General features: G+C 70.7%; 19 protein-coding genes and 2 pseudogenes. 6 read left to right on the top strand and 15 right to left on the bottom strand.

Annotated elements, in window-relative coordinates; translation table 11 throughout:
- The first annotated feature begins 7 nt into the window (after positions 1-7).
- The 3 genes from ACHBTE_RS17450 (at position 8) to ACHBTE_RS17440 (ending at position 2,232) form a co-directional block, all read left to right on the top strand.
- Positions 8-346: a CU044_2847 family protein gene (locus ACHBTE_RS17450; RefSeq protein WP_394724806.1), complete on the top strand. Its 339-nt coding sequence runs from the start codon at positions 8-10 to the stop codon at positions 344-346.
- A 264-nt stretch (positions 347-610) separates the two neighbouring features.
- On the top strand, positions 611-1,384 hold the full coding sequence (locus ACHBTE_RS17445; RefSeq protein WP_394724805.1) for an IclR family transcriptional regulator: 774 nt from the start codon (positions 611-613) through the stop codon (positions 1,382-1,384).
- Positions 1,381-2,232 (top strand): SMP-30/gluconolactonase/LRE family protein, encoded by an 852-nt coding sequence (locus ACHBTE_RS17440; RefSeq protein ID WP_394724804.1) that lies wholly within the window; start codon positions 1,381-1,383, stop codon positions 2,230-2,232. Before ACHBTE_RS17445 ends, ACHBTE_RS17440 begins: the two co-directional genes overlap by 4 nt.
- A gap of 488 nt (positions 2,233-2,720) precedes the next feature.
- On the opposite strand, the gene ACHBTE_RS17435 is transcribed toward ACHBTE_RS17440, so the two are convergent.
- The 6 genes from ACHBTE_RS17435 to ACHBTE_RS17410 all read right to left on the bottom strand — a co-directional run bounded on the left by ACHBTE_RS17435 (position 2,721) and on the right by ACHBTE_RS17410 (position 9,231).
- Complete coding sequence (locus ACHBTE_RS17435; protein ID WP_394724803.1) at positions 2,721-4,121, bottom strand: FAD-dependent oxidoreductase; 1,401 nt, start codon at positions 4,119-4,121, stop codon at positions 2,721-2,723.
- Positions 4,122-4,355: 234 nt separating this feature from the next.
- Positions 4,356-5,513 (bottom strand): MAB_1171c family putative transporter, encoded by a 1,158-nt coding sequence (locus ACHBTE_RS17430; protein WP_394724802.1) that lies wholly within the window; start codon positions 5,511-5,513, stop codon positions 4,356-4,358.
- Positions 5,510-6,739 (bottom strand): MAB_1171c family putative transporter, encoded by a 1,230-nt coding sequence (locus ACHBTE_RS17425; protein ID WP_394724801.1) that lies wholly within the window; start codon positions 6,737-6,739, stop codon positions 5,510-5,512. Before ACHBTE_RS17425 ends, ACHBTE_RS17430 begins: the two co-directional genes overlap by 4 nt.
- Complete coding sequence (locus tag ACHBTE_RS17420; RefSeq protein WP_394724800.1) at positions 6,736-7,236, bottom strand: toxin; 501 nt, start codon at positions 7,234-7,236, stop codon at positions 6,736-6,738. Before ACHBTE_RS17420 ends, ACHBTE_RS17425 begins: the two co-directional genes overlap by 4 nt.
- Positions 7,237-7,387: 151 nt before the next feature.
- Positions 7,388-8,614, bottom strand: a complete 1,227-nt coding sequence (locus ACHBTE_RS17415) for an MAB_1171c family putative transporter (RefSeq protein WP_394724799.1) — start codon at positions 8,612-8,614, stop codon at positions 7,388-7,390.
- The gene (locus ACHBTE_RS17410; RefSeq protein ID WP_394724798.1) at positions 8,611-9,231 is read right to left on the bottom strand and encodes a toxin-antitoxin system, toxin component family protein; all 621 of its coding nucleotides are present in this window, start codon (positions 9,229-9,231) and stop codon (positions 8,611-8,613) included. Before ACHBTE_RS17410 ends, ACHBTE_RS17415 begins: the two co-directional genes overlap by 4 nt.
- Before the next feature lie 306 nt (positions 9,232-9,537).
- On the opposite strand from ACHBTE_RS17410, the gene ACHBTE_RS17405 reads away from it, so the two are divergent.
- Together ACHBTE_RS17405 and ACHBTE_RS17400 are read left to right on the top strand one after the other, a co-directional pair.
- Positions 9,538-10,197: a DUF4360 domain-containing protein gene (locus tag ACHBTE_RS17405; protein ID WP_394724797.1), complete on the top strand. Its 660-nt coding sequence runs from the start codon at positions 9,538-9,540 to the stop codon at positions 10,195-10,197.
- Positions 10,198-10,536: 339 nt separating this feature from the next.
- The gene (locus ACHBTE_RS17400; RefSeq protein ID WP_394724796.1) at positions 10,537-10,779 is read left to right on the top strand and encodes a hypothetical protein; all 243 of its coding nucleotides are present in this window, start codon (positions 10,537-10,539) and stop codon (positions 10,777-10,779) included.
- A 62-nt stretch (positions 10,780-10,841) separates the two neighbouring features.
- Here ACHBTE_RS17400 and ACHBTE_RS17395 read toward each other — a convergent pair whose 3' ends face one another.
- The 3 genes and pseudogenes from ACHBTE_RS17395 to ACHBTE_RS17385 form a co-directional block, all read right to left on the bottom strand.
- Entirely contained in the window at positions 10,842-11,042 is a 201-nt protein-coding gene (locus ACHBTE_RS17395) for a DUF397 domain-containing protein (RefSeq protein ID WP_394724795.1), read from the bottom strand.
- 36 nt (positions 11,043-11,078) lie between these two features.
- Positions 11,079-11,279 (bottom strand): DUF397 domain-containing protein, encoded by a 201-nt coding sequence (locus ACHBTE_RS17390; protein ID WP_394724794.1) that lies wholly within the window; start codon positions 11,277-11,279, stop codon positions 11,079-11,081.
- Positions 11,280-11,286: 7 nt separating this feature from the next.
- Positions 11,287-11,433: pseudogene (locus ACHBTE_RS17385) on the bottom strand (transcriptional regulator); the annotation flags it as partial.
- 131 nt (positions 11,434-11,564) lie between these two features.
- Between ACHBTE_RS17385 and ACHBTE_RS17380 the strand changes: the two are divergent.
- Positions 11,565-12,052 (top strand): annotated as a pseudogene (locus ACHBTE_RS17380) (ATP-binding protein).
- Between the two features lie 21 nt (positions 12,053-12,073).
- On the opposite strand, the gene ACHBTE_RS17375 reads toward ACHBTE_RS17380, so the two are convergent.
- From ACHBTE_RS17375 to mmsA, 6 genes are all read right to left on the bottom strand, one after another.
- The gene (locus ACHBTE_RS17375; protein WP_394724793.1) at positions 12,074-13,891 is read right to left on the bottom strand and encodes an Hsp70 family protein; all 1,818 of its coding nucleotides are present in this window, start codon (positions 13,889-13,891) and stop codon (positions 12,074-12,076) included.
- Positions 13,885-15,180 carry a P-loop NTPase fold protein gene (locus tag ACHBTE_RS17370; protein WP_394724792.1) on the bottom strand — a complete coding sequence of 432 codons (1,296 nt, stop codon included), beginning with the start codon at positions 15,178-15,180 and terminating at the stop codon, positions 13,885-13,887. The genes ACHBTE_RS17375 and ACHBTE_RS17370 overlap by 7 nt, the downstream gene beginning before the upstream one ends.
- 86 nt (positions 15,181-15,266) lie before the next feature.
- Complete coding sequence (locus tag ACHBTE_RS17365; RefSeq protein ID WP_394724791.1) at positions 15,267-17,000, bottom strand: pyridoxal phosphate-dependent aminotransferase; 1,734 nt, start codon at positions 16,998-17,000, stop codon at positions 15,267-15,269.
- Positions 17,001-17,125: 125 nt separating this feature from the next.
- Entirely contained in the window at positions 17,126-18,274 is a 1,149-nt protein-coding gene (locus ACHBTE_RS17360; RefSeq protein WP_394724790.1) for an aldose epimerase family protein, read from the bottom strand.
- A gap of 74 nt (positions 18,275-18,348) precedes the next feature.
- Positions 18,349-19,593 carry a multiple monosaccharide ABC transporter permease gene (gene mmsB, locus ACHBTE_RS17355; protein WP_394724789.1) on the bottom strand — a complete coding sequence of 415 codons (1,245 nt, stop codon included), beginning with the start codon at positions 19,591-19,593 and terminating at the stop codon, positions 18,349-18,351.
- Entirely contained in the window at positions 19,590-21,140 is a 1,551-nt protein-coding gene (gene mmsA / locus ACHBTE_RS17350) for a multiple monosaccharide ABC transporter ATP-binding protein (protein WP_394724788.1), read from the bottom strand. The genes mmsB and mmsA overlap by 4 nt, the downstream gene beginning before the upstream one ends.
- Positions 21,141-21,153: the final 13 nt, after the last annotated feature.

Below are 21,153 nucleotides of genomic sequence, written 5' to 3'. Positions count from 1 at the left end.
AGAGTCCATGGGGCGACTCGTTGAATTCCCTGTCTCGGACGGCGGCGCCGTACTGGTCGAGGTCAGTGATCAGTCGGTCGGAACCGTGACCCGTGGGATAAACGGACCCGCGATCGCCGAGCGGGCACAGCAGACCTTCGAAGACGCCGTACAGCGTGTGCAGCCCGCCATGCGGGCCATAGTTTCCCGTCTCCAGTCGGCTGCGCAGTCCCCCGACGAGATCCAGGTGGAGTTCGGTCTCAACATGCACACCCAGGCGGGTGCCTTCATCGCCGCTGCCGGCGCCACGGCCAACTTCACCGTCACCCTCACCTGGCGCCGGAGCGAGCCGCGATCCTCCGGATGACCCGGGCAACGACGGCGCCTCGGGTCGGCCGCCACGGCAGGGCGTGACCTGCCCCACACGAGTCGGCGGCGTCCCGCACACCCGCCCGCGGAGGGTTTCGAGCCGGTCCGCGCACGGCCATTGCCCGGGGAAACGAAGCTTGAGTAGCCTATGTTCGCTATGCCGATCGGCTGTTGAAATTTCGAACGCAGCCGCGTCGGTACCCAAGCCTCATCCACACCCCAAGCGTCATCGACCATCGACACCCAAGGGAGGGAGCCGGACGTGGGACGCCTCGTACCTGCCGTGACACGGGCTCTCGACATCCTCGAGCTCTTCCTCGACGGGGACGGCACGCTCTCCGCCCCCGACATCGTGCGCAAGCTCCAGCTGCCGCGCACCACCGTGCACGAGCTGGTCACCACGCTCGCCGCGCGGTCGTACATCGTGCAGGTGCCCGGCCAGCCGGGACGGTATCGGCTCGGTGTGCGGCCCTACCAGCTCGGCAGCCGGTACGCCGAGCAGCTCGATCTCGCGGCCGAGGGGCAGCAGGTCGCCCGGTCCGTCGCCGAGACCTGCGACGAGACCGTGCACGTGGCGATCCTGGAGGGCACCGACGTCATCTACATCGCCAAGGTGGACTCGACGCACGCCGTGCGCATGGTGTCCGCCGCCGGGCGGCGGCTGCCCGCGCACTGCACCTCCGTCGGCAAGATGCTGCTCGCCTCCCTCCCCGAGCCCGAACTCGTCTCACGCATCCCCGACGGGGCCGAGCTCGTCGCCATGACACCGAACAGCATCACCGACCCCGGGGCCCTGCGCGAGGCCCTCGCCGAGATCCGCGAGCGGGGGATCGCCGTCGAGAGCCGGGAGTCCAACCCTGACGTGTCGTGCGTGGCCGCACCGGTGCGGGACCGTGCCGGGCAGGTCGTCGCCGCGCTCTCCATCTCCGTCCCCATGATCCGCTGGAGCGACGACCGCCGCGCCGAGCTGGAGCAACTCGCCGCCAAGGGCGCCGCCGAGCTGTCGGAGCGGCTCGGGCACCGGAGCGTCGTATGACAGCGTCGGCGTACGACGTCGCGGTGCGGGCGGAGGCGGCACTCGGCGAGGGGCCGACCTGGGACCCGGACAGCGGCCGGCTGATCTGGATCGACATCCTGCGCTCCCGGATCCACGGCTACGACCCCGTCTCCGGCCGCCGTTCGGTCCGTACCGCCCACCAGCACATCGGCGCCGTCAAACCCCGCGCCGGCGGCGGCCTCGTCCTCAACCTCCGGGACGGCGTGGGCCTGCTGGACCCGGACCACTCCTTCCGCTGGCTGCACCACGACCCCGTCCCCGGCCGCCGCGCCAACGACGCGGCCGTCGCTCCCGACGGCTCCCTGTGGGCCGGCACTATGCGCTACGACGAGGCGCCGGGCGGCGGCACCCTGTCCCGGCACACCGGTGACGGCTCGGCCGAGGTGATCCTCGACGACGTGGCGGTGAGCAACGGCACGGGCTGGAGCCCGGACGGGCAGCGGATGTACTACGTCGACTCGCCCACCCGCCGCGTCGACGTCTTCGACTTCGCGGACGGACGCGCCGTGAACCGGCGCCCGTTGGTGGAGATCGAGGAGGGCGCCGGGTTCCCCGACGGTCTCACCGTCGACGCCGAGGGCTGTGTGTGGGTGGCCCTGTGGGACGGCGCGGCCGTACGCCGCTACACGCCGGCCGGCGAGCTGGACCGGGTCGTCACGCTTCCGGTGCCCCGGGTGACGGCGTGCGCCTTCGGCGGACCCGGTCTGAGGGACCTGTACATCACGACGGCCCGCGCGGGACTCACCTCGCCGCATCCGCTGGCGGGGGCGTTGCTCGTGGTACCGGGGGCGGGCGAAGGGCTGGCCCAGCCGGCATTCAAGGGCTGACGCCCCCGGCCACTGGTGGGCCGGAGGGTTCCGTCAGGGGTGGTGGGCCGTTCCGGGTGCGGCCGGTATCTCGCCGTTTCGCGTGCCGCGGGTTCCGTGTCGCTCCGCGTGCTGCCGGTTCGTTGCCGCGCGTTCTCCCCGTCCCGACTCTCGCCCATTCCGTGCCGTCCCGCGTGGCGCCGGTGCGTGCCGCGTGTTCTCGCCGTCCCGAGCGTCGCTCTTTCCGTGCCGCGTGTACTCGCCGTCTCGCGTGCCGCCCGCTCCGCGCCGCCCCGGTCGCCGCCGCCCACCCGGGCTCGGTGAGTTGGGGCTGGCCGCGTCGCCGGGCGGCGCCCTCAAATCCCCAGCCGGTCCCGGTGCTTGGGTGGCCGCGTCGGCGGGCCCCGCCCTCAAGTTCGGGCCCCGCGCCTCGAAACCGGGTCCCGCCCTCAGACCCCGGTCCCGCGCTTCGGTCCGGTTCCCGCGCCCTCGATCCAGGTGCCCCGCCCTCAGACGCGCGTGCGGTCCAACCCGTGCAGGATGTCCCGCTCCTCCCGCGTCAGCGGTGCCCCCAGCGCGGTCGGCAGTGGTGGGCCGCTCAGTGTCGCCAGTACCGTCGAGGGCCGTAGCAGCCGTGTCGGGCTCGTGGTCATGCTCGTCACGTCCCACACCGCCGACGCCGCGGTGTACGAGCCGGTGGCCGTGCGGATCATGCGGCGGGTGTAGGCGGTGACCAGGCGGTCAGCGACCCGGGGTGAGCCGCCCCGGGTGCCGGGGAACCAGACGTCCTGACTCAGTGCCATCGTCCACGCCGCCTCCACCGATCTGGCGGCCCCGCGCTGCACACGCCGGGCGAGCCCGGGCCCGCCGAGGCCCCCCTGCCGCAGCTCACGGCTCAGCACCTGGGCGCCCAGCGCCGCCACCGACATGCCCTGCCCGTAGGCCGGGTTGAAGGTGGCGAGGGCGTCGCCGAGGACGACGAGGCCCTCGGGCCAGTGGCGGGTCTTCTCCAGATACCGCCGGTGGTTGCTGGTGCTGCGGCTGACATGGACGTCGGTGAGCGGCTCGGCACCGGAGATCAGCCGGCCCACGATGGGGTCGGGCAGGTCCAGGGTGTACCGCAGGAAGTCGTCCGGGTCGGACGGCGGCTCGCCACCGCCCCGGGTGCCGGCGAGGCTCACCATCCAGCGGTCGCCCTCGATGGGCAGCACCATCGCGCTGCGGCCGGGGCGGCCCAGATAAGGGTTGGCCTGCACCATGGTCAGGGGGAAACGTCCGGCACCCGTGGGGGTCCGGTAGAGACGGGTGGCGTTCACCAGACCGGCGTCCACCGTCTTCTCCCGGACGTCCGACACCCCCAGCGCCGTCAGCCAGGTGCCGATCCGGGAGCCGCGTCCGCTCGCGTCGACCACGAGGTCGGCCGCCAGCTCCTCGTCCCCGGCGGCGGTGGAGAGGCGTACGCCCGTGACTCGTTGCCGCGACCCGGTCGGTTCCAGCGCCTGCGCCCGGCGCACCTGCACACCGGTGTGGGTGAGCACCGCGTCCCGTATCGCCCAGTCGAGCAGCGCCCGGGTGCAGGTCAACATCTGCGGTCCCGGACGGCGCCAGCGGCGTAGCCAGCCCTCCGGGGTGAGGGCGACCATGCCCGAGCCGAGCGATATCTCGTGCGCGCCGGCGGCGAGCAGATGCTTGCGCATGCTCACCCCGGGCACCAGGTCCTCCATCGCGGCCAGCCCGCCGGCCATGAGGAGGTGCGCGTGGCGTCCCTGCGGCAGGCCCTTGCGGTGCTCGGGCCCGTCGGGCAGCTCGTCGCGGTCGAGTACGACCACTTCGTCCGCGGCGCCGGACAAGGCCGCCGCGGCCAGCATGCCGGCCAAGCCGGCACCGATGACGACAGCTCTACGCGACATGCCACTCCTCGCACTCAGCCATGAAGGCTCCCCACCCGCCAAGTCGTCCCCAACTTCCGGCCACAGCAAGGCCGTTCAGTGGTGAAGGACGCCGACCACGCCGGTCCGCGAGTGTGAGCGCTCCCAACCGCATGGCCCCCCGCAGCACAGCCGGCCGGCTCTCACCGTACCTTCACGGCCCGCGTTCGCGGCCCCCGGACCAGGCACTGAATGCCCGCGGGCCGCCGACGGCCGTCATGGCGTCGTGCGTGGGGCGGTCAGTGCCTGTGCCAGTTCCACGAGGCCGCCGGCGCCGGCCACCTCCGTGGCGTGCAGGCGATAGGTGCTCGGGGTGCCCAGTGGCTCCTCGTGTGCCCGTGCGCGGCGGGCCGCGGCGGCGAGCATGGCGGCCTCCGCGGCCACCCGTGCCTCGTGCGCGGAGCGGCCGTCGTCGAGGGCGGCCGACAGGGCCCGTTCGCGCACTCGGTCGTCGAAGTACGGTGCCAGCGCCAACAGGGCGTCATGGATGGCCACTTCCCGCCAGTGCAGGCGCTCTTCGGGCAGCTGCCACCAGAGGGCGGGCGGCTTGGGAGCCGTGGACGCGAATTTCACCCGCAGCCACAGGGGGGCCAGCTTCCGGTAGTCGCGCAGGCCGCGCCAGTGGCCCACGGCCGCAGGCAGCAGCCTCGGCAGGACGAAGCCGGAGGACCAGATCAGCGCGGCCAGCGCGGCCATCGGCGGTGCGATCTTCGTGGAGAGGAAGTCCAGGTCGTGCCCCGCCCAACGCGCCACCACGGCCGTGTACTTGGTCAGCTGGAACCCGACCACGTCCAGCAGCGCGCCCACCAGGATCAGCCGCAGCCCGGTCCGCAGCAGCCCGTCGACCTCCCGGGCCCAGCGCACGCACACCACGGCCAACGCGACCATGACCGCGCTGTGTCCGAGGAGATAGAGCACGATCATCTCGCGCATGCCGGGCGTGTCGGCGTAGTAGGTGTCGAGGTCGGTCAGCCGCTCCACCCGCGCGTCCGCCAGTGCGAACAGTACGACGATGGCCACGATCAGCGGTACGTACACCGCGAGGCTGCGCAGCACCAGCCGCCGTACCCGCTCGCGCGGCCCGCCCCGCCAGTGGATCAGCAGGATCAGCAGGGAGCAGCTGTACGCGGAGAGCAGCCCGTAGGTCAGCGGGGCACCGAAGTTGGGGATGCCGGTGAGGTCGTTGACGGCGGCCAGGGTCATCGGCGCCGAGCAGACGAACACCACGGCTCCGAGGGTGATCGCCACGATGGTGGACACCGTGAGCGGGTTGCGTAGGGCCGACGGTTTCCCGGCGGTCATCCGCGGTCGGCGCAGCAGCACGAGGGCGGACAGCGCGAGCACTCCGGCCGCCAGATAGACGACGAGACTCATACGGCGGAACTCCGTTCCGGCGCCCGGGTGGTGCTCGCGGTGATGGCGTCCGCGCCGGTGGCCTGCCGGACGAGCGGCGAGGTGGCCCGCCGGACGAGCGGCGAGGTGGCCAGGGCGTCCGCGATCCGCACGAGGGCCTCCGGTCCGGGCGCCCGCTCCCGGAACCACTCCGACTCACCGGCCGGCGCAGCACGCGAGGCGGCCGGGGTCCCGCCCCGCGCCGCCGCAGCGATGACCGTGGCCCAGGCGGTCGCCGTCGCCTGCTCCGACCCGCCCGGCGCGCGCCGCGCGGCCTTCAGCGTCTCGTCGTACAACTGCCGGTCGACGTAGGCGTCGAGATGGCTGAGGGCGTTGTGGATGCTGGTCTGGCGCCAGACCAGCCGGGCGGCGGGGGAGGACCAGCGGGGCCGGGGCAGGCGCAGCGAGCGCCGGACGAGGACGTCGTCCAGCTCCCGCTCCAGGGGCGCGAGGCGGGCGTACGTCCGCCGGGCCCGCCGCCATTCGGCCATCCGGGCCCCGGCCAGCGGGGTCAGGACGCCCGTGACCGTCAGCAGCGCGCCCAGCCCGGCCGCCGACCGGGCCACGTCCGAGCCGAGCACCGGCCAGTCGTGCCCGGACCAGCGGGCGGCCACGGCGAGGAGCTTGGCCGCGCTGTACCCGCTGCCGCACAGGGCGCCGCAGCCCAGGGTGATCAGCCCCGCGCGCAGGCAGCCGCGCACCTCGCGGGCCCAGCGCAGCGCGGAGACCGCGGTGCCGGTGGCGGCGGTGAGATGCGCGCACAGATAGAGCACGATCATCTCGCGCAGGTAGGGCGTGTTCGCGTAGTAGGTGTCCAGGTCCGTACGGCGCTCCACGGGCGCCTCGCCCAGGACGAACGCCGTCGCGATGCCGAGGACCACGGCGGTGTAGCCGAGCACCCAGCGGCGGGCGGTGCGACGCACACCCGGTCCGCCGCGCCACAGGACGACCAGGATCTGGGAGGCGGCGCTGTACGCGGTGATCGCCGCGTACGTCAGCGGCGCGGCCAGGTTGGCGATGCCGCCGACGCGGTTGACGGCGCCGACCGTGGGCGGGGCGCCGAGGAAGAAGCACAGGCCGGCCAGGCCCAGCACCGCGCAGATGGCCCGCAGATAGGGGTCGTGCCGATGCCGGACGAGGTCGGGTGCCTTCACCACCAGGCCGAGCCACAGCACGGCGCAGCTGACGTAGCCGATCAGGTCGTTCATCGCCTGGTCCCGCGGTAGTTGAGCGCGGCTCCGATGCGCCCGGCGATGTCATGGGCGTCGCCCTGTCCGGCCGCGAACACCGAGTCCTCGGACGCCTCCAGCCAGGTGCGCAGCCGACGGCCCATGAGCATGCCGAACCGGTCTGCCTCCTGCTCGTCGGCCAGCGAGAAATCGGTGCGCGCGGCGGTCCGTCCACCGGTCCCGTCGGCGCACTGCCGGTGCATGTGCCAGACCTCATGGCAGAAGATGACGATCTGGTGCCAGACGGCGGCCCGCTCGTCCACGACGACGTCGTCATGGCGCTCGCGTTCCAGCCACAGCCCGCTGGCCGTGTGTGGCGGGAACACCGCGCGGTGGACGACGATCGGGCGTCCCCGCCACTGGACGGCCGAGTCCACGACTGCCTGGAACAGGGCCTCGGGGTCGGCAGGGACCGGCACCCGGATGGGGCCGATGAGGGCGTCGGCGAGACGACGCATCTCCCTGTTCGTACGCACGGTTCTCCCCGTGGCTGCTGGACGTTCGAACCCGTGCAATATGCCAAGTCCCATGTCGCTTCAGCCACCTGAGCCGGCCGGGCTCGGCCAGGGATGGCTGAAACCGGACCGGGCGGAACGGGGCGCGCTCAGGCCGGGGCGGCGAAGGCCGTCAGCCGACGACGGGCACGTCCGCCTCGGCCGCCGCCCGGGCGCGTACCGCCCTCATCTCGTCGGCGCAGCGCAGGGCCCGGGACACGGCACCGATCTCGCGCAGCAGATCCGTGGTGTCGGGTTCGCCCGCGCCGTCGCGCTCCGGTGCCTCGCCCCGTGCGTCGACGGCGTCCAGGATCGCCATCGCCGCGGCGAGTGCCTTAGCGCGGTCCGGCGTGAAACCGAGGGTGATCGCGGCGTCGTGGAGCTTGCCGCGCCGTTCCTCGTCGATGAACCGGGCGAGCGGCAGCAGCACATCGCGGATGAACGTCTCCCGGCGGATCAGCCGCAGCTCCGGGCCGGCCCGCAGGACGAAGGGGACACCGCCGCCGTTGACGCGCTTCATCAGCAGGTACAGCGGACGCAGTTCATGGCGGGCCAGCCGGACGCGCCAGCGGTCGTGCAGGTACTGGCCCGCATGCGGAAGGATGAAGCCCACCGCGATCAGTACCGCGGACAGACAGGCGAGGGGCGGCGCGACGGCCGTGCTCAGCCAGTCGAGGTTCCGGCCGGCCCAACGGGCCGCGACGGCGGTCAGCTTGGCGGCGTCGAAGACCAGCTGCAGCGTGTAGCCGAAGCCGAGGCATTTCAGTCCCCAGCGCAGCCAGGCGTCGAGTCCGTCGGTGCGGATCCAGTTCCAGATCAGCCAGTTGGTGACCAGGGCGGCCGTGGTGTGCGCGAGGAGATAGAGCAGGATCAGTTCGCGCATGTACGGGGCGTTGGCGTAGTACGTGTCGATGTCCCGCAGCCGCTCCTCGGGTACGTCCGCGAGCGCGAACAGCACCCACAGGGCGACGATCACGCCGGAGTAGACGGCGATGACGCCACGCATGGCGCGGCGGGTGCGGGCGGAGCGGTCGGACAGGCCGTTGCGCCAGGTGATGATCAGCAGCAGACAGGACGCGCAGAACGCGGTGAGCAGGGAGTACACCCAGGGCGCGGAGAAGTTGGTGATCCCCGTGAGCCGGTTGACCCGGGCGATCGTCGACGGCGCCACGAACACGAACACCGCGCAGGCGAGCAGCAGCAGTCCGCCGACCGCGCGCAGCAGCGGGTCCTTCCAGAGCCGGATGATGCTGGGCAGCTTGATGGCGAGGGCGGCGGCCAGGATCCCGGCCGGGATCCACCAGAAGTTCGGGTAGAACTCGTTGACGAACCCGACCGGGGTCAGCGCGAGCGCCGTCATGGTGCCGCACCTCTTCGCGCTCCGCGGTAGCCCAGGGACCGCTGCACCGGAGCCAGCGGCTCGTCCGCACCGGCGGCCCCGCCCGACAGCAGCGGCCGGAAGGCGGCGGCCAGCCGGTGGCCGAAGTCCTCGGCCTCGGCCTCGTCCCGCTCCCGCGAGCCGTTGCGAGCGGCCACCGCGACGGCGATGCCCTTCCAGCCGGGCGTACCGGCGAGAGCGTGCGCCGCCACCGCGCCGTCGGTGTGATGGTGTCCGTGCCCGGCGTGCAGATGCCACAACTCATGGCCGAGGATGACCAGTTGCTGCACCTCCTCGGCCCGTTCCTCGACGATGACCAGGTCGAAGTCCTGGAACTCCACCCACAGTCCGGTCACTTCGAGTTCGTCCGGAAACCGCTCGAAGCGCAGCTCGACGGGCCGCCCCCCGCGCAGCGTGCTCATCTCCTCGCACAGCGCGTGGCACACCTCGCGTACGTCGGCCGGGGGTGTGGGTCTGGCGCGCAGGGCGGCGCTCAGATCGCAGGCCAGGTCGCGCATGCCCGAGGCACGTCGGGAGCGCCGCAGCCGTAGCGTCGAAGCGACCCGGGCCGCCCTCTCGCGCGCGCCCGCGATGTCCATCGCACCCCCTGTTCCGCCGCCGATCGGCAGGCCGTTCGAGCCTACGCGGCCCGATGTGTTCGCGTCATGTGCTACAGCGACCGTAGTTCAACCGGGAACGACCGGGACGGCCGGCGGCGCGACGCCCTCGACCACCGTCTGTTCAACTCGCTTGTAAATGGCTGGACTTCACCCTGGCCGACCCTCATACGGCTCCCTACGATGCGAACGCCTCCGACCTTCACAGAAACCTCACGGATTCTTCAAAGCTTCAACGATGTTGAAGGGGTCGGGGGCGCAGCCACCCCCCAACCCGAGGAGAGCTCCATGGCACGTGGACTCCTGCGCCTGCTGCTGAGCGGAGGCGCGCTGGCCGCCCTGCTCACCGGGGCGTTGCCCGCACAGGCGGCCCCCGCGTTCGAAGACCCGCCGCCGGACAAGATCGTCATCAAGGTCGCCACGGTCAACGGCTCCGGCTGCCCCCAGGGCACCACCGCCGTCGCCGTGTCCGAGGACAACACCGCCTTCACCGTGACCTACAGCGACTACCTCGCCAAGGTCGGCGGCAACGCGGATCCCACGGACTTCCGCAAGAACTGCCAGCTCAACCTGGTCGTGCACGTCCCGCAGGGCTTCACGTACGCCATCGCCAGCGCCGACTACCGCGGCTTCGCCGCCCTCCAGCCCGGCGCCAGCGCCATCCAGCGAGCCTCGTACTACTTCCAGGGCTCCCCGCAGACACAGTTCCGCAACCACCCCTTCAGCGGCCCCCTCAACGACAACTGGCAGGCCACCGACAGCACCGACTGGGCCCAGATGGTCTGGGCGCCCTGTGGAGTGCAGCGCAACTTCAACATCAACACCGAACTGAGAGTGAACCTCGGCTCGTCCTCGCCGAGCAAGGTCAGCTTCATGACCATGGACTCGACGGACGGCGACATCAGCACGGTGTACCACCTGGCGTGGAAGGAGTGCCCGGACAAGTAGTCAGGCCGCTGACCGAAGCCGTGGGTCCCGGCCGCCGGGCCGGTCGGGACCCACGGCCCGGGGCCCACGCACCCAAACCTCCGGCAAATGTCCACACCCGCCCGCCGGGAGGCCGTATCAGGGCCTCGCCGCCCCTCGCGTCCGTGGCGTCAACAGTCCCGCACCCGCCAGGGCGGCGGGTCCTGTGAAGAACCCGGCGCAGTCGGGTGACCCCGCGGTCATAGCGGTGAAGCCGGTCTGCGCCCCACGTCGTGCACGGTCGAGGGACGGCTGGCCGTCTCCTCCTCAGCGTGCTTTGATTCCCGGAATTCGGCCGGCAACGGCCGTCGAAATGCATGCATGCGAAGGGAACCGCAGGTGATGAACTCCACCCCGCAGGTCGTGACCGCCGAAATAACCGACGCCGCCCTGGACCAGGTCTCCGGCGGTCAGGCGGGCAGCGCCTCCGCCGGCCTGACGGGCACCCTCACCGGCGGTCTCACCGACACCGTGAGCGCCGTCGCCTGCGCCGACGTCTTCGCCGCGGTCTCGCCCGAGGGCATCGCGCTGGGCGTGCAGACGCACGCCGCCGTCAGCCACTGACGCAAGGCAAGCCGACGGGCCCCGGAATTCGTACCGGGGCCCGTCGGTCTTTCCTCACCGAGTCAGGAGGCGCGGTCCGGGCCGGTCGTGCAGTTCGACACGAACACGTGCCAGGCCGCTGCCGAGAGCACCATCCGACGTGCCTCCGGGGTCTTCGAGTCGCGTACGTGGATGGCGGCGTGTGTGAGGGCTACTTCGACGCAGTCGCCGGAACCGCCGCTGCTGTAGCTGCTCTTGAACCAGGCCAGTTCGTCGGTGCTCATAGGTCTCCTCGTATCCGTCGGCCATTCCCCGCTGAGTCAGGCGACGCGGTCCGGGCCGGTCGTGCAGTACGACACGAACACGTCCCAGGCCGCTGCCGAAAGCACCATGCGATGTGCCTCCGGGGCCTTCGACTCGCGCACGTGGATGGCGGCGGGTGTGAGGGCCACCTCGACGCAGTCGCCGGAACCGCCGCTGCTGTAGCTGCTTTTGAACCAGGCCAGTTCGCTGGTGCTCATAGCTCTCCGAGGCCACGGTGTGCTTGGACAGCCCGACCCGCTCCCCGAACTCCTCCCGGCTCAACGCCGCATGCTCCCGCAGCGCTTGTACGACCGCCCCGAACGTCCGCAGACTGTCCGACGACTCCGGTTCGCCACCCGCACCATCGACCACACTCGGTCACCTCCCGCGGCCATGGTCACGGGTGGTGACGAGTACTGTCCACCCCGTAACCGCGTACGCTTCCGCAGCGTACGCGCCGCCCACCTGGTGAACTGCGTCGCCCGACCGGCAGATTGAGCCCCATGGCAGCACCCCGCACCCCCCAACCTCCGGTCACCGTACGTATGTTCACTCAGGCCTCAGCGCCACCCCACGGGGCGCCCGCCTCGCCAGACATCTCGCCCTGAACCAGCTCCACGTATGGGGCGTCCCGCACGGCAGCCACGCCTCCGAGGCCGTGGCCCTGATCGTCGCCGAGCTGGCCGCCAACGCCGTGACCCACGGCCGCGTCCCCGGCCGGGACTTCGAGGTGCGGCTCTCCCTGCCCGCGGGCAGCATCCGCATCGAGGTCAGCGACACCCGCGCCGAGTCCCGCCCCCCGAAACCCGGCGACGTACGGCCGCCGCCGCGTCCCCTCGGCGAACACGGCCGTGGCCTCGTTCTGGTCGAGGCGTTGGCAGACCGGTGGGAGGTGGTGGACCGGGAAGGGTCGCCCGGCAAGACCGTGCGGGCGGAGGTGGACCTGCCAGGGTGGCTGTCCCTGGGCCGTGGTCGCCGCGCGGGCCACTGATGTGCCGCGGGACGTCCGGCCTCAGAAGATCAGCTTCTCGATCTCGGTCAGACGTCCCAGCAACTGGTCACGGATGTGTGCGCGGATCTTTCCCACCAGCTCGTCGACCTTCCCCTCGTCCAGGGAAAGCGCCTTGATCTCCTTGACCATCTTGCTCACGGACCGTTCCTGCATGGCCCAGAGAACCACCGGCGCGCCCCAGGCCCAGGCCGTCTGGGCCACGTCCACATAAGGGTTGCCGCTGCGAGTCGGTTGGAACGAGTTGCGCTGCCGCCACCGCTCGGTCGTACGCCGGGAAGCCTCCATGGCCCAGGCGCGCAGACCGGACCGAAGGCTGTGCTGCCGACTCGCATACCGCGACAGCTGGTCGGTGAGGGCCTCCGCGACGCTGAGGGGGAGCTGGAAGTCCAGGTCCAGGGCGTCGTGCGGTACTCCGTGGGTGCGGCACAGGGAGCTGACGCGTTCGCCGAGACGCTGGTTCAGAGCCCCGCGCAGCGCCGTGATGGACGGGGGCTCGCCCCCGTCCAAAGGTAGCCCCGGCGCGGCGGTCCCGGTGATACCAGCAGCGTCGCGCACATGCCCGGCCAGCCGGCCTTTGAGCTCGGCGAAGCCCTTCGAGATGTGCTCGGTGCACAGTTCGTCAAACTCCGGCTCCTCCAGCAGCGCGGTCAACGACGCTCGGAAGCGCTCCAGGCGCAGCTCCGTGTAGCCGGCCAGGGCCAGGCCCCGGGCCACCGAGAAGGCGGGCTCGGGATCGTTGTCGATGGCCGCCTCGGGAAAGACCTCGCGGCATATCCGCCTGGTCAGCGGCATACGGGAGCCACCCCCGGTGAGCACCACCTGGTCGGGGTCCTTGTCCTCCATCAGCCGGCGTGCCTGCTTCAGCAGGGCCCGGAAGCCGTCGGCCCAGCCGCCGGGGGCGGACACCAGCGCCGGGATCTCCGAATGGCGCAGCCAGCCCCAGGCCAGGTCTCTGATGGGCCCGAAGCGGGGATTGACCGGCTGGTTGAGGATGGCGGCCTGCGTGCCCGAGAACTGGGCCTCCTTGGCCCGGCGACAGGCCAGCAGGAGAAACTCCCGGCCACCGTCGGCCGCGAGCGCGGCCTTGAGTGTCTCGTCGTCGCGGTGGCGCTCGGTGACCAGTTCGGCGACCTCGAAGTCGATCAGGCGGCAGCCGAAGTCCGCTCCGAGGGGAAGGCTGCGGGGTTCCATGTCCGTGATGAGGGTGAAGTCGGTGGTCGAGGAGCCGATGTCGACCACCAGGACCCGGCCCGCCGTAGGCCGTTCGGCCATGCTCCGAGACGGCGCGCCGGCCGCGGCACCCGGGCGGCGGACATGGACGAGCGCCGCCTGCGACTCCGGTAGCAACCGGGTGCTGACGCCCCGCAGTCGCAGATGCCGCGCGTAGGCGTCGACCACCTCGGGGTCCCAGCCGGCCGGATGGCCTACGACCATCATGGGCTCGGCGGCCGTGCCTGCCTGGTCGTCGCCCTGATCGGTCCCGCCTGTCCGCGTCTTGTGCTCCGAGAGGAACTCCGCGAGCAGCGCCTGGACGAACAGCACCGCCTCCGGTGTCTCGAAGCTCGCGGGGTCCGGTCCCTGCTTGAAGTTCAGGCTGAACTCGGCTGCTCCCGCCGCGTACACGGCCTCCTCACCGAGGAGCCGGCGTCGGTCGGTGGCGGCGCGGGCCATGGCAGTCAGCACGCTTCGTTCGCCGGTGATCCGGCGCTGGAAGACGTGGATGGCGCCGTCGCCGTCGCGTGTGGTCCAGGCGAGCGTGGTCTCGCCGTCGCCGAGGTCGAGACCGATGACCAGGCCGTCACGACCGCTGTTCACCATGTCCGCTCCTCCGGCGACGACGAGGATGCCGGGTCGGGACCGGGGTCCGTCGTCCCGCCGCTGGTCACGCTCAGCACCTCGGTCAGGGTGTCGATCTCGGTCTTGCCAGGCGGCGGTGGGAAGTCCAGCTCCACCCGTCTGCTGGACGTGGCGTGCAGAAGGTCCGCGAGGCCCTGTTCCCGCTGGAAGAGGAACAGTTCGTCCTGGCGCAGTGCGCCGGTGTTGCCGTCGGCGGCCTCGTCCATGCGCTGCCAGGACTCGGGGGTGCGGCTCACCATGGCGTAGAACCCCGGATGCTGGAGTCGGATGGTCAGCAGGGTCGCCGCGTGCAGCATGCGGGCACGGCTGGGCGTGGAGTGCAGCCGCAGCGAGATGACGGTGAGGTTCAGCGCGTTGATGAAGCGGCGTACGCGCCGGGGGTTCTGGCCGTAGGCGACGCGGATCAGATGCCACAGCGCCGGGTCGTCACGGAGTCCGACGACCTCCTCGCGGAGGTGGCTGAACATGGACTCGAAGGTGACATGGGGCAGGTGGAACGGGAACTGGATCAGCTTTTCGAGGTACCGCCGGCCCATCTCCTCGTCGCCGTCGAACCGCTGGGCCATGGCTCTGGCGATCACCTGCTGGTCCATGGCCAGGACGAAGACACAGGACGCCTCACCCAGGAAGAGCTTGAGCGAGTCCAGGACGGTGGTCGCGGCCTCCGGAGTGCAGCGGTCCAGGTCGTCGATGAGGATCACCAGGCGCCCGCCGCCGGTGAACTCTTCGACGACCTCCGCGAAGTCGTGCTCGAACTGGTTGACGTGCCGGTACTCCAGGGGATTCCCCTCGTCCCAGGCTTCCTTGAGCGCGTCGGCGTCGCTGGTCGAGACGAGACCGCCGCTGAGCGGTACGACCGCCTTGCGGGTCATCAGCCAGGCGGCCGTACGGCTCAGGACGGCGGCCTTCTTGAGCGCGTGCTGGAGCTGGGCACTGCGTCCGGCCTCGGGGCCTTCGGTGATCTTGGACGCGATCTCGTCCAGGATGGTCTGGATCAGCGCGTGCCAGATCTCCTCCCGCTGGTCGTACTTCCAGGGGTTGAACGACACCACCGGTATGCCCTGCTCCTCGAAGAGCGAGCGGCAGATGTTCATGAAACTGGACTTGCCGGTACCCCAGGCGCCGTACAGGGCCACGCTGAGAGGGAGGTCACGAGTCGCGTTGATCGCGTCGCACAGGACCCGGGCATGGGGGAGGAAACCGAAACGGTCGCCCTCGGAGCCGAGCACGGGGTTGTCGGTCAGCAGCATTCACACATGGTGACAGCACACTTCCCCTGTGTCAGGAGATCGTCGGGAAATCGGACTTGTCCGGTTCCGGTGGTGGACGGTCCGGTTCAGGCCCCCGCCGCACTGGGCCAACTCTGGCTGTTCGGCCAGCCGGTGGCCGGTGCCGGCGTCAGCCCCGGCCCCGTCGTCCCCCGCACCTGTGCCGCCGTGAGCCCACCGCGTGCGGGCACCCCCGGCGGGGTCGGCCCGGGCGGCACCACCGCCGCGGCGGGCGCCACGGGCGAGGGGAACTGCATCGGGGCGGGAGCGGGAGCGGGAGCGGCCGGAACCGGGGCCGGTGGGGGGACTGGGGTGGGGACGGGGGCCGGAGCGGGGGCGGGGGCGGGGGCGGACGCGGCGGCGGGGACGGGTGCCGGGACCGGTGCGGGGGCCGGTGCCGGGGCCACCGGAGCGGGCGCCGGGGGCATCGGAGCGGGCGTCGGGGCCACCGCGACCGGTGCCGGCATGGGCATACCCGGACCCCCCGGGCCGCCCTGCCCTCCCGTACCCCCCGCACCCTGCGGCACCGCCTGCGGCTGAGGCACCGAGGGCATCCCGGCGGTCATGGCCTGAGCGGCGAGGCCCTGCATGCCGGCGCCGTTGGTGGAGCTGACCAACCGGTCCACGGCCGCCGTACCCGAGCTGTAGTTGGTCCCTGTACCCAGCTCGGGTACGGCGGCTCCCCTCCTGGACCCGTAGAGCACCTGCTCCAGGCCGGACACCAGGCGACGCACGTCCACCTGGGGGCGCACCACGAGTCGCAGGAAGCGGCTGGACGAACCGATCTTGTTGCCGCACTCGCGGACCAGGATCCGGTGCTCGGTGAGCAGCCGATCCCGGACCACGGTGCCTTCCGCGCCCAGGGGGAGGCGCACGAAGAGGAAGTTGCCCTGGGACGGGTAGACCGTCAGACCGGGCAGCGCGGAGAGCTGGCTCGCCATGTCCAGGCGGTCTCGGCGCACCTGCTGGAGGCTCTGCGCGTACTCCGCGCCGTGCTCCTTGAGCATGAACACCACGTGCTCCGCGAAGGAGTTGAGATTCCACTTGGGCAGCATCGAGCGGACCATCCTGGCGAGCGCCGGGTTGGCGACCAGGTAGCCGAAGCGGATGCCGTGCAGGCCGAAGTTCTTGCCGAGGGAGCGCAGCACGATGACGTTCGGGCGGAGCATCGCCTCCTGGACGACCGACGGCTCCTGCTCGGCGTCGGCGAACTCCAGGAAGGACTCGTCGACGACGACCAGGTCCAGGTCGGCCATCGCGTCCATGAACTGCACGAGAGCGTGCTTGTGGAGGTAGCCGCCGTCGGGGTTGTTGGGGTTGCAGATGACCGCGACCCGGGTCCCGCGGGCCCGGATGAACTCGGCGTACTGCGCGAGGTCCAGGGCGAATCCGCTGGACTCCTGGAGCGGGAACATGTCGACCCGCTTGCCGGTCTCCATCGGCTGGTCGGTCCAGCGGCCGAACGTGGGGACGGGGACGGCGAGGGACTCGCGGACCATCAGGTGGTCGATCCAGGTGATCAGTTCCGTGGAGCCGTTGCCCATGGCCACGCACTGCGGCGGGAGCTGGAGCAGGCTGCACAGCTCGGCCGTGATCGTGTCGGCGCTGCTCGGGTAGTACGTGATGATGTCCCGCAGCCTGCTCGCCATGTCGTCGAACATGGCGGGGGTCGGGAAGTACGGATTGCAGGGGATGCAGAAGTCCAACGGCCCGGCCCCGTCGCCGCCCTCCCGCGTCAGCGCCGCCATCGACGGGCTGTGTGCCGCGGTGCTGCGGAACAGCGAGGTGACGTTGTCGGGCATGGAACCTCCGTGTCTGGGTGGCCCGCGCGGGGGAGCGCGGGCCGCCCCTACATACGGAGGCCGCGGTGACGCCGTTCAACCATCGGGAGATCGGTCACAAGTTGTGTGCCTCCCGTGAAGGAGTGTCAGCGGGTGAAGGAGTGGACCGTCGTCGAACGGTACGTCCGTCCGGGCCGCAGCACGGTCGAGGGGAACCGCGGCTGGTTCGGCGAGTCCGGGAAGTGCTGTGTCTCCAGGCACAGCGCGTCGCCCTGCCGGTAGGTGCGACCGCTCGGGCCGACCAGGGTGCCGTCCAGGAAGTTGCCGGAGTAGAACTGAAGGCCCGGCTCGGTGGTCGCGATCCGCAGGGTGCGGCCGGAGGAGGGGTCCTTCAGGGTGGCGATCCACTCGGGGCGCGGTGAGATGCCCTTGTCCAGCACCCAGTTGTGGTCGATGCCCTTGCCGTACAGCAGTTGCCGGTGGGGCTCGCGCAGATCCTCGCCGATGCGCTTGGCGCGGCGGAAGTCGAAGGGGGTGCCCGCGACGGGGGCCGGCTCGCCAGTGGGTATGAGGCCCGGGTCGACGGGGGTGTAGCGGGAGGCGTCGATCTTCAGCTCGTGGTTCTCGATCGTGCCGCTGCCCTCGCCGGCGAGGTTCCAGTAGACATGGCTGGTGAGGTTGACGACGGTGGCCTTGTCGGTGGTGGCCTCGTAGTCGATGCGCCAGTCGCCGTGCTCGGTGAGGGTGTACGTCACCTTCACCTTGAGCGTGCCCGGGTAGCCCATCTCGCCGTCGACGGACGTGTGGTACAGGTGCAGGCCGACATCGTTGCCCTTGGTGAACGGCTCGATGCCCCACACCCGCTTGTCGAAGCCCTGGGCGCCGCCGTGCAGGCTGTTCTCGCCGTCGTTGACGGAGAGCTGGTGGCTCTTGCCGTTCAGGGTGAACCTGCCCTTGCCGATGCGGTTGCCGTAGCGGCCGATCAGCGCGCCGAAGTAGGGGCTTTTCGCGACGTAGTCCTCGATGGTGTCGAAGCCCAGCGAGACGTTGGCGTACCGGCCGCGGCGGTCCGGGAGCTCCAGGGACTGCACGACACCGCCGTAGGAGAGGACCTTCATGCGGGTGCCGCCGTTGGCCAGCGACCAGCGGTAGATCTTCGTACCGTCGGCGAGCTCGCCGAAGAGGGACTTCACCGGTTTGTCGCCTCCCGTGCCGGCGTGCGCGGTGCCGATGGTCGCGGCGGTGATCCCCGCCGCCGCGGCCCCGGCCATGACCGTACGTCTGCTCATGTCCATGTGCGGCTCCTGTTCGATGAGTTGAACCGGAAGTGAAGGGCCCCGCCGTCCGGCGGGGCACCCCGTGCTCGGACCTACGAACCGACCTTGCGCTTGTTCCACACGTCGAAGCCGACCGCCGCCAGCAGCACCAGGCCCTTGATGACCTGCTGCCAGTCGGTGCCGATGCCGACGAGGTTCATGCCGTTGTTCAGCACACCCAGGACCAGGCCACCGATGATCGCGCCGAGCACGGTGCCCACGCCGCCGCTCATCGACGCGCCGCCGATGAACGAGGCCGCGATCGCCTCCAGTTCGAAGTTGAGGCCGGCCTTGGGTGAGGCCGCGTTGAAGCGGGCGGCGAAGACCAGACCCGCCAGGGCCGCGAGCATGCCCATGTTCAGGAAGACCAGGAAGGTGACCTTCTTGTCCTTCACACCCGACAGCTTGGCCGCCGGGAGGTTGCCGCCGATCGCGTAGATGTGGCGGCCGACGATCGCGTTGCGCATGACGTAGCCGAAGCCGACGAGCAGCACGCCCAGGACGAGCAGCACGATCGGGGCGCCCTTGTAGCTGGCCAGCAGCAGCGTCAGCGTGAGGATGGCGGCGCCGAGCGCGACCAGCTTCAGCAGGAACAGGTTGAACGGCGGGACGTCGAGCGAGAACTCCTGCTGCCGGCGCCGGTCGCGGAACTCCTGGAAGACCACGAACGCGATCATCGCGAAGCCCAGCAGCAGTGTCAGGTTGTGGTAGTTCGTGTTCGGGCCGACCTCGGGCAGGAAGCCGTTGGCGACCTTCTGAAGGCCCTCGGGGAACGGGCCGAGGGTCTGGCCCTCCAGGAAGATCTCCGTCAGACCGCGGAAGATCAGCATGCCCGCCAGGGTCACGATGAACGACGGTATGCCGCCGTACGCGATGAAGAACCCCTGGACGGCTCCCGCGAGGGCGCCGACGGCCAGGCACAGGAGCACGGCGAGCGGCCATGGCATGTCGTTCCTGACCATGAAGACGGCGGCCATCGCACCGACGAACGCCGTCAGCGATCCCACCGACAGATCGATGTGGCCCGCGATGATGACCAGCATCATGCCGATCGCGAGGATCAGGATGTAGCTGTTCTGGAGCACCAGGTTGGAGACATTGCGCGGCAGCAGCAGGTCGCCCTCGGTCCAGACGGCGAACAACACCACGATCAGGCCGAGGGCGATCAGCATGCCGTACTGGCGCATGTTGCGGCGCATGCCGTCCAGCACCAGCTGCAGCAGGCCGCCGCCCGCCGCCCCGGAACTCTTGCCCGGCGGCGCGGGGGCCGGGGTCTTGGCGGTCACATCCGTGCTCATCGGGTTACCTCTTTGTCCTTGGTCATCTGACGCATCAGTGCTTCCTGCGATGCCTCGGCCCGCGAGAACTCACCGGTCAGCCGCCCCGCGGCCATCGTGTAAATGCGGTCACACATGCCGAGCAGCTCGGGCAGCTCGGAGGAGATGAAGACGACCGCCTTGCCCTGGGCGGCCAGCTGGTCGATGACCGTGTAGATCTCGTACTTGGCGCCGACATCGATGCCACGCGTCGGCTCGTCGAGGATCAGCACGTCCGGACCCGCGAAGATCCACTTGCTGAGGACGACCTTCTGCTGGTTGCCGCCGGACAGCTTGCCGACCGGCTCGAAGACGGTCGGCGCCTTGATGTTCATGGACTTGCGGAAGCGCTCGGCGACCTGCCGCTCCTCGTGCTCGTCCACCACCCCCCGCTTGGCGACCTTGCCCAGCGCGCTGAGCGAGATGTTGCGGTTGATGGTGTCGATGAGGTTCAGCCCGTAGTGCTTGCGGTCCTCGGTGACATACGCGATGCCGTGCCGGACCGCCTCGGGGACGGTCTTCGTACGGATCTCCCGGCCGTCCTTGAGGATCGTGCCGTCGGCGTGCCGGCCGTAGGTCCGCCCGAACACGCTCATCGCCAGCTCGGTACGGCCGGCGCCCATCAGGCCGGCGATACCGACGATCTCGCCGCGCCGCACCTCGATCGACACATCGTCGACGACCTTGCGCTGCTGGTCGATCGGGTGGTGCACGGTCCAGTTGCGGATCTCCAGCGCCGGGGCGGCGCCCTCCTGAGGCTGGTGCGGGGTGCGCTCGGGGAACCGGTGCTCCAGGTCCCGGCCGACCATGCCGCTGATGATCCGGTCCTCGGTGGTGGCGGGCGCCTTCACATCGAGGGTCTCGATGGTCCTGCCGTCCCGCAGGATCGTCACCGAGTCGGCGACCTTGCGGATCTCGTTGAGCTTGTGGGAGATGATGATCGAGGTGATGCCCTGGTTCTTCAACTCCAGGATCAGATCCAGGAGTTTGCCGCTGTCCTCGTCGTTCAGGGCCGCCGTCGGCTCGTCGAGGATGAGCAGCTTCACCCGCTTCGACAGCGCCTTGGCGATCTCCACGAGCTGCTGCTTGCCCACGCCGATGTCGGCGACACGGGTGTCGGGGTGGTCGCCGAGCCCCACCCTGCGCAGCAGCTCGGTGGCGTGCCGCAGGGTCTCCCGCCAGTCGATGAACCCGCCTTTGGCGTGCTCGTTGCCGAGGAAGATGTTCTCCGCGAGGGAGAGGAACGGCGACAGCGCCAGCTCCTGGTGGATGATGACGATGCCGCGCTGTTCACTGGCCCGGATGTCCTTGAACTCGCAGACCTGGCCCTCGAAGAGGATGTCCCCCTCATAGGTGCCGTGCGGGTGGACGCCGGAGAGGACCTTCATCAGGGTCGACTTGCCGGCGCCGTTCTCCCCGCAGATGGCGTGGACCTCGCCCTGCCGGACGGTCAGCGTGACGTCCGACAGCGCCTTGACGCCGGGAAAGGTCTTGACGATCGAGCGCATTTCCAGGACGGGTCCCGCCATGGTCGTGCCTTCC

Source organism: Streptomyces sp. M41 (assembly GCF_043673425.1).
Taxonomy (GTDB): domain Bacteria; phylum Actinomycetota; class Actinomycetes; order Streptomycetales; family Streptomycetaceae; genus Streptomyces.
This window is presented reverse-complemented; position numbering and strand designations above follow the sequence as displayed.

Coding starts and splice junctions, on each gene's coding strand:
- ACHBTE_RS17435 (WP_394724803.1), bottom strand. CDS start 4,121: ATGTCGCGTAGAGCTGTCGTCATCGGTGCCGGCTTGGCCGGCATGCTG.
- ACHBTE_RS17365 (WP_394724791.1), bottom strand. CDS start 17,000: ATGCCCGACAACGTCACCTCGCTGTTCCGCAGCACCGCGGCACACAGC.
- ACHBTE_RS17440 (WP_394724804.1), top strand. CDS start 1,381: ATGACAGCGTCGGCGTACGACGTCGCGGTGCGGGCGGAGGCGGCACTC.
- ACHBTE_RS17430 (WP_394724802.1), bottom strand. CDS start 5,513: ATGAGTCTCGTCGTCTATCTGGCGGCCGGAGTGCTCGCGCTGTCCGCC.
- ACHBTE_RS17375 (WP_394724793.1), bottom strand. CDS start 13,891: ATGGTGAACAGCGGTCGTGACGGCCTGGTCATCGGTCTCGACCTCGGC.
- ACHBTE_RS17390 (WP_394724794.1), bottom strand. CDS start 11,279: ATGAGCACCAGCGAACTGGCCTGGTTCAAAAGCAGCTACAGCAGCGGC.
- mmsA (WP_394724788.1), bottom strand. CDS start 21,140: ATGGCGGGACCCGTCCTGGAAATGCGCTCGATCGTCAAGACCTTTCCC.
- ACHBTE_RS17450 (WP_394724806.1), top strand. CDS start 8: ATGGGGCGACTCGTTGAATTCCCTGTCTCGGACGGCGGCGCCGTACTG.
- ACHBTE_RS17415 (WP_394724799.1), bottom strand. CDS start 8,614: ATGACGGCGCTCGCGCTGACCCCGGTCGGGTTCGTCAACGAGTTCTAC.
- ACHBTE_RS17410 (WP_394724798.1), bottom strand. CDS start 9,231: ATGGACATCGCGGGCGCGCGCGAGAGGGCGGCCCGGGTCGCTTCGACG.
- ACHBTE_RS17425 (WP_394724801.1), bottom strand. CDS start 6,739: ATGAACGACCTGATCGGCTACGTCAGCTGCGCCGTGCTGTGGCTCGGC.
- mmsB (WP_394724789.1), bottom strand. CDS start 19,593: ATGAGCACGGATGTGACCGCCAAGACCCCGGCCCCCGCGCCGCCGGGC.
- ACHBTE_RS17370 (WP_394724792.1), bottom strand. CDS start 15,180: ATGCTGCTGACCGACAACCCCGTGCTCGGCTCCGAGGGCGACCGTTTC.
- ACHBTE_RS17405 (WP_394724797.1), top strand. CDS start 9,538: ATGGCACGTGGACTCCTGCGCCTGCTGCTGAGCGGAGGCGCGCTGGCC.
- ACHBTE_RS17360 (WP_394724790.1), bottom strand. CDS start 18,274: ATGGACATGAGCAGACGTACGGTCATGGCCGGGGCCGCGGCGGCGGGG.
- ACHBTE_RS17400 (WP_394724796.1), top strand. CDS start 10,537: ATGCGAAGGGAACCGCAGGTGATGAACTCCACCCCGCAGGTCGTGACC.
- ACHBTE_RS17395 (WP_394724795.1), bottom strand. CDS start 11,042: ATGAGCACCGACGAACTGGCCTGGTTCAAGAGCAGCTACAGCAGCGGC.